Here is a 13365-nt window from a genome sequence, read left to right on the forward strand (position 1 = left end):
TGGGTACCTACTCCAACCGTTCACCGCTCTGCCGCTCACGTTGTGCGATCCGTGCTCGTGCTTGCTCGAGTTCGATCCGGTCTTTCTCGTCGAGTCTGGCCAGGGTGGCGGCATCGATTGCGAATGGTGGTTGTACCAAGCGGTTGGCGAGTTGGCCGTACGAGACGCTGGCAATGGGGAGTTCGATGCCGGCCTGACCTGGCAGGAACTCACCACCGCGTTCAAGAACTTGCACCATGGGTTCGTATGGGTCATCGAGGTCGGGGAATCGCTCGTATGGCCGGTTGCCCAGCGACGCCCAGCGGAACATGTCGATCACGACCTTGCGGACGGGGAGCAGGAGCGGACGGCCGACTGCGGCGTCCAGTCTTTCCAGCCAGGTCGGGTCGGTTTCCATCGAGGGGTCGAACGCCAAGGCGATGTCAGCGAACTGCCACAGGTGCGTCACCCCGAGCGCGTTCGCCCACAGTGCCTTCCGCCGGAAGTACTCGCTCGCGAGGTGGCGCCGCGAGGTCTCATGCAGCAATTCCGCCTCGCTGTCATCCCACCTCGCCGCGACCAACCGCGCCAACAACCGCTCACCCGCCGCTGCATCCGTCACAACTCACCGCGCTCTTCATGCCTCAAACCACCACATCGGCTTCGTTGCCCACCTGTGCACCGGGTGAACCGTCGTCTGATACGCCAGAAGGCTTCTGCCAAGAGCATCCAGCTCGTACGTGCGCTCGCAGTGTTCAGCTTGTAGATGCGTCTGGCCTACCGGACCACTGTTGTTCGCGTTGCGCCGTCCGTGCCCGCTCGACCTCGGCGCGGTCCGTTTCGTCCAATGCGGCCAAGGTTGCCGGATCGATCGGGATCGGCGGTTGCGCCAACCGGGCAGCGAGGTCAAGGTACGGCACCGGGCCGATGTAGATGTCGATCCCGCCTTGGCCCGGCATGAACTCACCGCCAAGCTCGAAAACCTGCACCATCGGCTCGTACGGATCATCGAACTCAGGAAACCGCTCGTAGGGGCGTTCGCCGAGCGATTGCCAGCGGAACATGTCCGTCACGACTTTCCGAACGGCCGGGAGCAGTTCACGGCCGACCCCGGCCTCCAACCGCTCCAACCACGCCGGATCGGTTTCCGTCGCCGGATCAAACGCCAACGCAATGTCCGCGAACGGCCACAGCCGGGTAATGCCCAACGCATCCGCCCACACCGCCTTCCGCCGAAAGAACTCACTAGCCAGCCGCCGCCGCGCCCCGAAATGCAACTGTTCGGCCTCTTCGTCGTCCCACTGCGCCGCCAACAGCCGCGCCAACAACCGCTCACCCGCCTGCATATCCGTCACAACCCCAGCTCCTTCTTCGCCACCCGGACCACTTCGTCCAGGTTCGACAGATCCTGCGCCACCTGTAGCTCGCCCTTTGAAATACGAAGGTTCTCCCAGTGCACGAGCAGGTCTTTGTACGCCGACTGCGTGCTCCGTGGCGCGATGACATGCGCGGCCGGATGCTCCCTTGTGACCTTTGGTATCAAGTATTCGTCCCATGCATCCGGTTCGGCCGACAGGTACGGCAGACCTGCCTCCATCAGTTTGGCCTCAACGTACTCATGTGCGACCAGCGACCAGAACTGCGCCTCCTGCTTGTCAGTCATGCTGGCTCCTGAGGCGGCCCGGTCCCAGAGATCGCTGTAAATCGCGTCCGGCGTGAAATACGCGTGCCTGGTCACACCCGGCTGTACTGCGACGTCGTGCTGGCGGAGGAAGAGATTGTCCTTGGCGACCTTGATCACCTCGCGCGGGAACCCGGAGTTCGCTGCGACGGCGTCTACGTCGTCTGTTTCTCGGATTCGGCGGTACGCGGCCATGTCCTGTGGGTCGGCGTCCTCGACGAACTCGTGGTCTGGTTTGTCCGGGGTTTCGTGCTGGTGTTCGAGCTCGGTGCGTTCGGCTGCGCCCTTTGCAGCATGGGGTGCTTCGGGCTTGGGGTGGGGTGCGGTGTGGGCGGGTGACCCCTCGAGAGTGTCGGCATCGGAGTTCGGGTGTGCTGTGGGTGGCGGATGGTCGGCCTGTTCGGTGCTGGAGTCGCCTTGTCTGATGGGGATGTCGGCGCCTTCGCGGGGGTCTTCAGTGAGTGCCGTGAGCGCCCCGTCGGGCCGGTTTGCCGGTGGAGGACCTGGCCGGGTGTCGTGAGTGTCTTGGTGGCGTTCTCGCTCGGTGTCGTTCGGCCGGTCTGTCTCGGTGTCCGCTTGGCTGTCCGGGCTGTGATCTGGTGCGGCGTCTGTCCGGTCGTGCACGCCCTTGTCTGCCACCACGTCCGCTGGACTGTCCGCACTGGCGCCCCCGCTCTCCGGAGCTCGACGGCGGTCGGTCCCGGCGTCTGCTCGGTCGGGTGCCTCAGCATCTTCGTCTCGTCGGACGGCCACTTCGGACGGTGCTTTGGTGCTTGGTCGGGCCGCCACACCAGCATCTGTCTCGCTGCCTGGACGGGCCGCGACGTCTGTCTTGGCGTCTGATCGGAGTGCCGCGTCGGCGTCTGGCTGGGTGTTTGTGGCGTCTTGCGGTGGTTGGCCCCAGCCGTCGCGGGAGAAGACCGCGTTGGCTGCCATCTGGGCATAGAGCTTTGGTGGTAGGTGGGGGTGGGGGCGGTCGTGGTGAGTCTCGCGGGTGGCTTCGGGGGTGTTTGGCCTGGGGTGTTCTGGTTTGTTTGGTGGTTCGGGTGAGTCTGCGTTCGGCGTACGTGGGTGCCGACGGTCGCCCGGGTGGTGCGGTTCAGGTTCGGGTGATCTGCGGGGTGACGTGTAGGCCAGCCTGGCGATGGTGTCGTCAGTGTGGGTGGCGTGGTCGGCTCGTTCGTCAAGGGTGGGTTGGGGGTTGGTGGGGTGGTCGTGATTGGGGTGTGGCGGGTCGGGGGCGCTGGGTCTTGGGCGTAGTTCGCTCATGGCCGGCGCCTCTCCGAAGGGACTGGGTCAGTCAGCACCGTACTGCAGGCGGTGATGCGGTGACCACAGTCAGTTGTTGGTCGAGGAGGCAAGTGCGTGCACCAGCGCGTACCCGGGGGTGAGCGCAGGGGAACGTTCGGGTGGTTGCTGTTGGCAAGGGTCGGTCAGGGGAGGGTGAGGATTTGGGGGCCGGTGGGGGTGATGGCGACGGTGTGTTCGGCGTGGGCGCCTCGGGATTGGTCGGTGGAGCGGAGGGTCCAGCCGTCGGGGTCGATGCGGTAGGTGGAGCTGGGGCCGGTCCAGAACCAGGGTTCGATGGCGAAGACGTGGCCGGTGCGGAGTTTGAGGCCGCGGCCGGGGCGGCCGCCGTTGGCGAGGTGGGGGTCTTCGTGCATGCGGCGGCCGATGCCGTGGCCGCCGAAGTCGAGGTTGGTGCCGAGGCCGGCTTGGGTGCCGATGTGGCCGATCGCGGCGCCGATGTCGGTGATCCGGCCGCCGTCGACCGCGGCCGCGATGCCGGCGGCGAGCGCTCGCTCGGTGGTGGCGATCAGCTCCAGGTCGGCGGGCCGGGGCGTACCGACGCAGAAGCTGGTCGCGGCGTCGGCGCACCAGCCGTCGACGGAAGCACCACAGTCGACGTTGAGCAGATCGCCGTCCTGCAAGCGAAGATCGGACGGCAACCCGTGCAGTACGGCGTCGTTCACCGACGTACAGATCACGCCCCGGAACGGCGCCGGCGCGAACCCGGGCTGGTACCCGTCGAACGTCGAGACCGCACCGGCCGAACGCAGCACGTCCCGCGCGACCTCGTCGAGCTCCAGCAACGAGACGCCGACGGCGGCTGCCTTCTTCACTGCCGCCAGTGCGTTGGCGACCACCCGCCCGGCGGCCCGCATCTGTTCGATCTGCGCGGGCGTTTTCAACTCGACCATGATGCCTCGACTCCTGGGATAGTTATACCGGTACTTCTATCACGCCGGTCCGGCGACGATCACCACGGGTACGCGGAAAAATGCTTTGAGCCCACACTGTCCGGCCGTTTAGGGTCGGCGCATGATTACGTACTTCGTGATGGTCCGTCGTGCCCGCCTCCGGGCAGGCGAGGGGTGCCTGGGGATGGCATCCGCTCGATAGTCGCTGGGCCCAACGCGTCGTGGACGCCGCCGGGGTCGAACCCGGCGAACTCGTCCTCGACGTCGGAGCCGGACTGGGCGCGCTGACCGCGCCGCTGGTCCGGGCCGGTGCACGGGTCATCGCTGTCGAACTCCACCCCGGCCGGGCCGACCGGTTGCGCCGGCGGTTCGCGGACGAACCGGTGACGGTGGTCCGCGCCGATGCCGGTGACCTTCGGTTGCCGTCGCGGCCGTTCCGGGTGGTGTCGAGTCCGCCGTACAACATCTCCACCTTGTTGCTGAAGCGCCTGCTGGCGCCGGGTACCCGCCTGGTGTCAGCGGATCTCGTGCTGCAGCGGCAGGTGGCGAATCGGTGGGTACGCGGCGATGCTCCGGGCGCGAACCGGTGGTTCCGTCACTACGACCCTTCGATCGGGCTTCGCCTTCCCCGCAAGGCATTCACCCCGCCTCCACATGTCGACTCAGCAGTCCTGGTACTGCGCAAACGCTGAAAACGGAGCGAACCCCCTGCCGGTCAGAGGTGACCGGCAGGGGGTTCTGCGTGTCTCAGCCGTGCCAGGAGTTCCACAGCGCGGCGTACGAGCCTTTGCGCGCCACCAACTCGTCATGACTACCGAGCTCCGAGATGCGCCCGTCCTCCACTACCGCGACCCGGTCCGCGTCGTGCGCGGTGTACAACCGGTGCGCGATCGCGATGACAGTCCGCCCCTCCAGTACGCCGGCCAGGGAGCGCTCCATGTGCCGTGCGGCCCGTGGGTCGATCAGCGACGTCGCCTCGTCCAGTACGAGCGTGTGCGGATCAGCCAGCACCAACCGAGCCAGTGCGAGCTGCTGCGCCTGCGCGGGCGTCAGTGACAGCTGCCCCGAACCCACTCTGGTGTCCAGACCATCAGGCAGCGCCTCGGCCCACTCGCGGGCATCCACTGCACTGAGGGCGTCGAGTAGCTCGTCGTCTGTCGCCGACGGACGTGCCATCGACAGGTTGTCCCGCAGCGTGCCAACGAAGACGTGGTGCTCCTGCGTCACCAGAGCAACCTGCTTACGCAGCTCATCCAGTGGCAGGTCCGTCATCCCCACGCCGCCCACTGTCACCGAACCAGTGCGTGGCGGATGGATTCCGGCAACCAGTCGGCCCAGCGTCGACTTACCCGCACCGGACGGTCCGACCATGGCGATCCGTTCGCCTGGTGCGATGGTGAGATCGACACCGTGCAGTACGTCCCGCCCGTCCACGTACGAGAACCGGACGTCACGTGCTTCAACCAGCTCACCATCGGGCGTACGGCCAGAGGGTGTGCGGTCGTCCGGTACATCGCTGATTCCCAGCAGTCGCGCGAACGCCGCACCACCGGACTGGAGCTCGTCCAGCCAGGAGAGCAGTCGGTCAACCGGGTCGATCAGCTGATTCACGTACAGAACAGCAGCTGTCACCGCGCCGAGTGAAACGTGGCCGTTGATGTGCAGCCAGCCGCCGAAGAGCAGCGTGCCGACCACGGGCACCAGGTACCCCAGCTCGGCGGCCGGGAAGTACACCGTGCGCAGGAACAGCGTGTACCGCTCGGCGTTGTACGAGCCGCGGATGTCCGCGTCGCCACGACGTACGCGATCGTCGAACCGCCGCAGCGCCTCGACCGTCCGTGCCCCTTCGACCGTCTCGGCGAGCGAACTGGTCATCTGCGCGTACGCCGCGTTCTCCCGCAGGTAACCGTCCTTGGCGCGCCGCAAGTACCACTTCGTACTCAGCCAGAGCAACGGAACCATCGCCACCAGCGGCACCAGCACCCAGACACCGACCAGCAGCGTCGCAACCGCCGTGAAGATCACGGTGACGAACGCGATGATCGTCTCCGGTACGGCGAACCGCACCGTCCGCGACAGCGTGTCGACGTCCCGCGACGTCCGCGACAGCAGGTCACCCGTACCGGCTCGCTCGACTGTGCCGATCGGCAGGGCGAGCGCGTTGTCGACGAACTCCTCCCGCAGCTCGGCCAGCACCTGCTCGCCCAGCGCGAACGACTTGAACCGCGCCCATCGCGTCAGCAGCGACTGCGCGACGATGAAGACGGCGATCACCGCGATGACCAGGTTGACCTTGGCGGCGGTCGTGCCGTGCTGCACGTTCTGGACCAGGTCACCGATCAGTCGCGGCGCCGCCAGACCGCTCACCGCCGCTAGCGCGTGCAGCAGCATGGCGGCCAGCAGCGTACGCGGATGCCGTCGCGCCAGCCGGCGTGCATGCCGCCGGATCTCGGCCGGCCCGGCGACGGGCAGGATCTGTCTCATCGCAGGGCCTCCTCTTCCTTGCTCTGGTCTGCTGCCTGGTCTGCTGTCTCGTCTTCGGTCTGGCGGGTCACGGTCCGGCGGTACCGCGGGTTGGCGTCGAGCAGCTCGCGGTGCCCGCCGACCGCTGCCACCCGTCCGCCGTCGACGAAGATCACCTCGTCAACCCGGTCCAGCAGCAGGGGGCTGGCGGTCAGTACCACCGTGCTGCGGCCGGCCCGGTGCTCTCGCAACCGCTCCGCGATCCGCGCCTCGGTGTGGGCGTCGACAGCTGACGTCGGCTCGACCAGCACCAGTACAGACGGGTCAGCAAGGAGAGCGCGGACGAGCACCAGTCGTTGCCGTTGTCCACCGGAGAACGAGCGGCCCTTCTCCTCGACCTCTGAGTCCAGTCCGTCCGGCAGGGCAACTAGTACATCCTCGGCGGACGCCGTACGCATCGCTGTCAGCAGTTCCTCGTCAGTGCGTCGGCCCGCCGGGTCCAGCTCAGTACGCAGCGGGCCGGTGAACAGCTGGGAGCTGGTGTCACTCACCAGGATCCGCTCCCGTACGTCAGCGCGTGTCGCACTGGCCAGCGTCACACCGCCGTACCGAACTTCGCTGGAGTCGTCGTAGCGACCCAGGCGATCGGCCAGCACTGCATAGCTGTCCGGCTCGGCGGAGACGATCGCCGTGAGCAGACCGTCCCGTGCACGTACGCCGGACACCGGATCGACCAGGTCACCGGCTTCCGGCAGCCGCACTGGCTGCTCCGGCTCGGTGATGTCCGGCTTGAGCCTCAGCACCCGATTCACTCGACCGGCCGCGACCAGACCGCGCATGAGCTGGTTGGCGAACTCGGTTGCTGTCCGGAGCGGCAGCACCAAGAACGTTGCGTACCCGTAGAAGGCGACCAGCGACCCCGGGCTGAGCTGGCCGCGCAGAGCGAAGTGCGCGCCCAGGCCGACCACCAGCACGACGAAGATGCCCGGTAGCAGCACCTGGGCGGCGTCCAGCACCGACTGGATGCCGGCTACCCGCACACCAGCCTTCCGGACCTGCTGTGACTCGGTCCGATACCGCCGGGAGAACGACTCCTCGCCGCCGATGCCGCGCAGCACGCGCAGACCGGCGACGATGTCGGAACCCAGCGAGTTCAGCTCGCCGACCGCCTCGCGCTGGGCGGACTGGCGCCGGTGCAGCGGCCGGAGCATCGGGCCGAGGCAGAAGAGCATCACCGGTACACCGATCAGCACCACCAGGCCGAGCACGGGCGACGACGACAGCAGGATCACCGCGACCACGAAGAACGCCACGATCGAGCCCGCGAACCGGGCCGAGATCTCCATCAGGTTGCCGATGTACGACAGGTCGCCCGCGCCGACGCTGACCACCTCTCCGGTGGCCAGGTGCTTCGGCAGCGTCGCACCCAGGTCCGCGGACTTCCGGGTGATCACCTGAACCGTCCGGTACGCGGCGGTGAGCCAGTTGGTGACCGCGAACCGGTGCCGCATGATGCCGGCGACCGCCTGCACCACGCCGACCGCGAACAGCAGGGCGGTCCACTGCAGCAACCGCTTGCCGTCGCCGGCCGCGACGCCCTCGTCGATGGCCCGGCCGAGGATCGCCGGGATGAACGCCTGCGCGCCCATCCACAGGATGCCGAAGGCCATCCCGCCGATGAGCGTGCGGGCCTGCCCGCGGGCGACCCACCACAGGTAGCGGGCCGGCGAGCGATGGTTCGGGACGCCGGGATAGGCGAGCGGGAGTTGTCTCATGGCCTCCTCAGGCTAGGTCTCGGCACGGACAGTTCGCATGCGAATTAGTCGTGACGGTGACGGTCGGTAGAGCTTCACCTTGCGTTGGGCAACGGGTTCCCGCCGGGCAATCTGCGGCCCCTGTCCTGGAATCATGTTGGTGATCGCGCATCGGGGAGCGAGTGGCTACCGCCCGGAACACACATCGGCCGCCTACCGGCTGGCAGCGGTGCAGGGCGCCGACTACCTGGAGCCGGACCTGGTCGCCACGCTGGACGGCGTCCTGGTCTGCCGGCACGAGAACGAGATCTCCAGTACGACCGACGTGGCCGATCACCCGGTGTTCGCGGACCGGAAGATCACCAAGATCGTCGACGGTACCGCGGTTACCGGCTGGTTCGTGGAGGACTTCACGTACGCGGAGCTGCGGACGCTGCGGGCCAAGGAGCGGATGCCGGCGCTGCGGGCGAGCAACACGGCGTACGACGGGCTGGAGGAGGTACCGACCTTCGACGAGGTGGTGGCGCTGGCCCGGCGCGAGTCGGCGCGGCTCGGGCGGCCGATCGGGGTCATCCCCGAGCTCAAGCACCCGGCGTACTTCCGGCGGCTCGGTCTGCCTCTGGAGGAGTTGCTGGCCGAGCGGATCGTGGCGCTGGGGCTACGCGCGGACGAGATCATGGTGCAGTCGTTCGAACCGACCAGTCTGCGTCGGCTGGCGGTGATGGCACGGGTACCGCTGGTGCAGCTGATCGACTCGGAGAGCGCGCCGAACGACTTCCTGCGTACTGGTGACGGCCGCTCGTACGCCGATCTCATGGCACCGTCCGGCCTGCGGGAGATCGCCACGTACGCGCAGGTGCTCGCACTGCACAAGGACCTGGTGATTCCGCGTACTGCTGACGGGTGTCTGGGGGAGCCGACCCGACTGGTCGATCAGGCACATCGCGCCGGACTGGCCGTACAGGCGTGGACGTTCCGGGCGGAGCGGCGCTTCCTGCCTACTGCTACTGATTTCGCTACTGAAGTCACCCGGTTCGCCGCACTGGGGCTACAGGGCATCTTCGCTGACCACCCTGATCAGGCTGTCGCTGTGCTGCGAAGCGCTGCGCTCAACGTGTGAGCCGCAGCGGGGTGACCGCTTGCTGTGGTCACCCCGCCTGGGTGGCTAGGGGTGCTGCGCCTGGTGCCGGCGCAGTGGTTGTCACGCCGCCGGGGGCTTGGTGCCGGTGTTGTTGCTGGTGTCGTCGTAGATGCGGGAGGCGATGTCGTTCTCGGTCGTGTTCTGCGGGTGGTTGACCGACTGCTGAACGTTCTGCCACACGGCCTTGCCGTCGGACTCGGGAATCACGATCCAGGCGACCGCGTACCCGATCATGGCGGCACCACCGGTGATCAGCGTCAGGCCGACCCAGCCGAGCCGTACCAGCGTCACGTCGACGTTCAGGTACTCGGCGATGCCACCGGAGACACCCGAGAGCATCCGCTGGTTGGCGGACCGCCGGAGGATCTTGCCGGAGAGGTTCTGGAACGGTGCGTTGGAGTTCGTCATGGCTCTACTGTCCCGTCTGAGCACCCCGCACCACATCCGGATCGGCACCGACCCACCCCTGACCCGCCCCTGACGACTTCCGTGGAAGCCCCACGACCCACGAGCCTGTCTCTAGGGGTGAGGAGGGACATGGACGACTTCGCTGAGTACGTCACCGCACGCTGGCCCACACTGGTCCGGTCGGCGGTTCTGTTCGGGTGCAGACCGGCCGAGGCCGAGGACCTGGTCCAGACGGCCCTGGAGCGCTGTCTGCTCAAGTGGAACCGGGTGCGGGTGGCTGAGGACCGGGATGCGTACGTACACCGCGTACTGATCAACTGCTTCCGCTCCGCGCGGAAGCGCCGCTGGCACGGTGAGCTGCCGTCCGCGACCCTTCCGGAGACTGCTGGTGCTGACGAGACGGCTGTCGTGGACGACACCGATGCAGTGATGCGGGCACTCGACCGGCTACCGGCAGACCAGCGCACTGCTGTCGTCCTGCGGTACTACGCGCACTTGAGTGAGCAGCAGATGGCATCAGCGCTCGGTGTGGCGACCGGCACCGTCAAAAGCCGGCTGTCCCGTGCGGTGAAGGCCCTGGCGAAGGACTCACATCTGGCAGAACTGCGAGCATCCCAATGAACGAATCGAACCTGACCCAGCTCCTGGAGCGCACCGCCGACCGGACTGCTGTCAGCGCGCCCCCACTAGCGGCGCTACACACAGGTGCCCGCCGGCGGCGCCGTCGCATGCTGGGAGCATGCGGTACGGCCGTGGTGGTTGCCGCTGCTGTTGTGATCGGCGTGGGTGTGCAGCTTGGCTCCCGTGCCTCTGTTGCTCCCGCTGCCCCGCCGACCCGGTTGGTCGGCTTCGGGCATGCTGCGATCGCCGTACCGGCCGACTGGCCCACCAACCGCAGCATGTGCGGTACGCCGCAGCAGGACACCGTACAGATCGACGATCCCAGTGCCGCGCGGTGCTGCTTCGCCTACCGTCGCAGCGGGCTCGAGAGCGTCGCGGTGCACAACGACCCACCCAGTACGGAATTCCAGGCCGACGAGACGTTCATCATCGACGGCGTACGCGCCGAACGGCAGCGGGGTGTCTGTTTGGTGGCGCAGCCCCAGTCGTCAGTGCGGACCTGTACGGGAACCGTAGTGATCCGGTCGATGGGCGTCTGGTTCCGGGCTGAGTCGTCGACCGGTGCCGCGGAGGTCGATCGACTGCTGGCGTCGATCCGGATCGTGAAGGACCAGGCCGGCGTACCCGGTTATCAGGTGCTCGACCTCAAGGCGCCGAAGCTGGAGAGCCAGGCGTACGCCGCGGAGCTGCTCGCGCTCGGCCTGAAGGCGAAGTACGAGTCGCGGAAATCGCCCGGCTACCCGCGCGGAACGATCCTCGGTGTCTCGCCCGCTCCGGGCACGATGCTGCGGCCTGGCTCGACGGTGACAATGACTGTGGCCGGCTGAGCCCGGAAACTGTCGGTGGGGGTGGTTAGCGTCCCGGGTATGGACGTGGCGGCGGTGGTGAAGGTGATGAATGGTCTGCCGGGGGCGGAGGAGCACGAGGGCTGGGCCGGGCAGCCGGTCTTCAAGGTCCGCAACAAGAGCTTCGCGTACCTGTCCCAGGATCAGGTCCGGATGCACCTGAAGGCGCTCCGCGAGGAGCAGGAGGCGCTGGTCGCGGAGAATCCGGACGTCTTCACCCCGTCCTGGGCCGGCGGCCGCTTCGCCTGGCTGGAGATCGACCTGGCCAAGGCCGATCCGGACGAGCTCCAGGAACTCATCACCGAAGCCTGGCGGCTGACCGCCCCCAAGTACCTGATCGCCCAGCTGACCGCGTGACGGGGCGGCCCGCGCCGGGGTTGGGTTGGGGGCTGGCTTGCACTCGGGTGGGGCGAGTGCTAATACTTGGTTAGCACTCCACGGGTGAGAGTGATAACTGCTCGGCTCGCCGGAGTGTGCGCAAGAAGACGGCCTCGATGAGGTGCCGGAGCGTGGCGGGACATGAGCGTCGCGACCTGGTGCCGTCCGTCGCGGGCATCGGAGCCGGCTGAACCACAAAGACTCGACGCGGGAGGACTCGCGGAGAATGCCCAAGCTGATTGCTTTCGATGAAGAGGCGCGCCGCGGCCTCGAGCGGGGAATGAACACCCTCGCCGACGCCGTCAAGGTGACGCTCGGCCCGAAGGGCCGCAACGTCGTGCTGGAGAAGAAGTGGGGCGCCCCCACGATCACCAACGACGGCGTCTCCATCGCCAAGGAGATCGAGCTCGAGGACCCGTACGAGAAGATCGGGGCCGAGCTCGTCAAGGAAGTTGCCAAGAAGACCGACGACGTCGCGGGTGACGGTACGACCACCGCCACCGTGCTGGCCCAGGCCCTCGTCCGCGAGGGGCTGCGCAACGTCGCCGCCGGCGCCAACCCGATGGGCCTGAAGAAGGGCATCGAGAAGGCCACCGAGGCGGTCAGCGAGCAGCTGCTCAAGCTGGCCAAGGACGTCGAGACCCGCGAGCAGATCGCGTCGACCGCGTCCATCTCGGCGGCGGACAACCAGGTCGGCCAGATCATCGCCGAGGCGATGGACAAGGTCGGCAAGGAAGGCGTCATCACCGTCGAGGAGAGCAACACCTTCGGCCTCGAGCTCGAGCTCACCGAGGGTATGCGCTTCGACAAGGGCTACATCTCGCCGTACTTCGTGACCGACACGGAGCGGATGGAAGCGGTCCTCGACGACCCGTACATCCTGATCGTGAACAGCAAGATCTCGAGCATCAAGGACCTGGTCCCGGTGCTGGAGAAGGTCATGCAGACCGGCAAGCCGCTGGCCATCATCGCCGAGGACATCGAGGGCGAGGCGCTGGCCACCCTGGTCGTCAACAAGATCAAGGGCACCTTCAAGGCCGTCGCCGTCAAGGCGCCGGGCTTCGGTGACCGCCGCAAGGCCATGCTGGTCGACATCGCCGTCCTCACCGGCGGCGAGGTGATCTCCGAGGAGGTCGGTCTGAAGCTGGACTCGGTCGATCTGGAGCTGCTCGGCCAGGCCCGCAAGATCGTCGTCACCAAGGACGAGACGACCATCGTCGAGGGCGAGGGCGACGCGGACCAGATCGCCGGCCGGGTGAACCAGATCCGGGCCGAGATCGAGAAGTCGGACTCCGACTACGACCGCGAGAAGCTGCAGGAGCGGCTGGCCAAGCTGGCCGGTGGCGTTGCGGTGATCAAGGTCGGCGCGGCCACCGAGGTCGAGCTGAAGGAGCGCAAGCACCGCATCGAGGACGCCGTTCGCAACGCGAAGGCGGCCGTCGAGGAGGGCATCGTCGCCGGTGGTGGCGTCGCGCTGCTGCAGGCGTCCGTGGCGGCGTTCGAGAAGCTGGAGCTCGAGGGTGACGAGGCGACCGGTGCGCAGATCGTGCGCCAGGCCGTCGAGGCCCCGCTGAAGCAGATCGCCGTGAACGCCGGCCTCGAGGGTGGCGTCGTGGTGGAGAAGGTTCGCAACCTCGAGCCGGGTCACGGTCTGAACGCCGCGACCGGTGAGTACGTGGACCTGATCGCCACCGGCATCATCGACCCGGCCAAGGTGACGCGCTCGGCGCTGCAGAACGCGGCGTCCATCGCGGCCCTGTTCCTCACCACCGAGGCCGTCATCGCCGACAAGCCGGAGAAGGCTCCGGCCGCTCCGGGCGGCGCGCCCGACATGGGCGGCATGGACTTCTGATCCAGTAGTCCGACAGCAAAAGGTCCCGGGCCCCACGGCCCG

Annotated in this window: 13 protein-coding genes; 6 read left to right on the plus strand and 7 right to left on the minus strand. The window is 67.4% G+C overall.

Annotated elements, in window-relative coordinates:
• Positions 1-7 precede the first annotated feature (7 nt).
• The 4 genes from ABD260_RS10230 to map all read right to left on the minus strand — a co-directional run bounded on the left by ABD260_RS10230 (position 8) and on the right by map (position 3861).
• Complete coding sequence (locus ABD260_RS10230; protein WP_344233148.1) at positions 8-601, minus strand: hypothetical protein; 594 nt, start codon at positions 599-601, stop codon at positions 8-10.
• A gap of 133 nt (positions 602-734) precedes the next feature.
• Positions 735-1334 (minus strand): hypothetical protein, encoded by a 600-nt coding sequence (locus ABD260_RS10235; protein ID WP_344233149.1) that lies wholly within the window; start codon positions 1332-1334, stop codon positions 735-737.
• Entirely contained in the window at positions 1331-2302 is a 972-nt protein-coding gene (locus tag ABD260_RS10240) for a hypothetical protein (protein WP_344233150.1), read from the minus strand. Before ABD260_RS10240 ends, ABD260_RS10235 begins: the two co-directional genes overlap by 4 nt.
• 791 nt (positions 2303-3093) lie before the next feature.
• Positions 3094-3861, minus strand: a complete 768-nt coding sequence (map, locus tag ABD260_RS10245; RefSeq protein WP_344233151.1) for a type I methionyl aminopeptidase — start codon at positions 3859-3861, stop codon at positions 3094-3096.
• Positions 3862-4010: 149 nt separating this feature from the next.
• Here map and ABD260_RS10250 point away from each other — a divergent pair, with 149 nt between their 5' ends.
• Positions 4011-4553 (plus strand): rRNA adenine N-6-methyltransferase family protein, encoded by a 543-nt coding sequence (locus ABD260_RS10250; RefSeq protein WP_344233152.1) that lies wholly within the window; start codon positions 4011-4013, stop codon positions 4551-4553.
• A 55-nt stretch (positions 4554-4608) separates the two neighbouring features.
• Here the strand turns inward: ABD260_RS10250 and ABD260_RS10255 are convergent, their stop codons facing one another.
• Both ABD260_RS10255 and ABD260_RS10260 read right to left on the minus strand, forming a co-directional pair.
• Complete coding sequence (locus tag ABD260_RS10255; RefSeq protein WP_344233153.1) at positions 4609-6345, minus strand: ABC transporter ATP-binding protein; 1737 nt, start codon at positions 6343-6345, stop codon at positions 4609-4611.
• Complete coding sequence (locus ABD260_RS10260) at positions 6342-8099, minus strand: ABC transporter ATP-binding protein (protein ID WP_344233154.1); 1758 nt, start codon at positions 8097-8099, stop codon at positions 6342-6344. Before ABD260_RS10260 ends, ABD260_RS10255 begins: the two co-directional genes overlap by 4 nt.
• 133 nt (positions 8100-8232) lie before the next feature.
• Between ABD260_RS10260 and ABD260_RS10265 the strand changes: the two genes are divergently transcribed.
• On the plus strand, positions 8233-9198 hold the full coding sequence (locus ABD260_RS10265) for a glycerophosphodiester phosphodiesterase (protein WP_344233155.1): 966 nt from the start codon (positions 8233-8235) through the stop codon (positions 9196-9198).
• An 81-nt stretch (positions 9199-9279) separates the two neighbouring features.
• Here ABD260_RS10265 and ABD260_RS10270 read toward each other — a convergent pair whose 3' ends face one another.
• Positions 9280-9627, minus strand: coding sequence for a PspC domain-containing protein (locus ABD260_RS10270; protein ID WP_344233156.1), 348 nt, complete (start codon positions 9625-9627; stop codon positions 9280-9282).
• A 129-nt stretch (positions 9628-9756) separates the two neighbouring features.
• Here ABD260_RS10270 and ABD260_RS10275 point away from each other — a divergent pair, with 129 nt between their 5' ends.
• From ABD260_RS10275 to groL, 4 genes are all read left to right on the plus strand, one after another.
• Positions 9757-10248 carry a SigE family RNA polymerase sigma factor gene (locus ABD260_RS10275; RefSeq protein ID WP_344233157.1) on the plus strand — a complete coding sequence of 164 codons (492 nt, stop codon included), beginning with the start codon at positions 9757-9759 and terminating at the stop codon, positions 10246-10248.
• Entirely contained in the window at positions 10245-11075 is an 831-nt protein-coding gene (locus ABD260_RS10280; protein ID WP_344233158.1) for a PASTA domain-containing protein, read from the plus strand. Before ABD260_RS10275 ends, ABD260_RS10280 begins: the two co-directional genes overlap by 4 nt.
• Positions 11076-11114: 39 nt before the next feature.
• The gene (locus tag ABD260_RS10285) at positions 11115-11450 is read left to right on the plus strand and encodes an MmcQ/YjbR family DNA-binding protein (protein ID WP_344233159.1); all 336 of its coding nucleotides are present in this window, start codon (positions 11115-11117) and stop codon (positions 11448-11450) included.
• 247 nt (positions 11451-11697) lie between these two features.
• Positions 11698-13323, plus strand: a complete 1626-nt coding sequence (gene groL, locus ABD260_RS10290) for a chaperonin GroEL (protein WP_344233161.1) — start codon at positions 11698-11700, stop codon at positions 13321-13323.
• The last annotated feature ends 42 nt before the right edge of the window (positions 13324-13365 follow it).

Origin of the sequence: Kribbella hippodromi (assembly GCF_039531045.1) — a bacterium.
Lineage (GTDB): Bacteria > Actinomycetota > Actinomycetes > Propionibacteriales > Kribbellaceae > Kribbella > Kribbella hippodromi.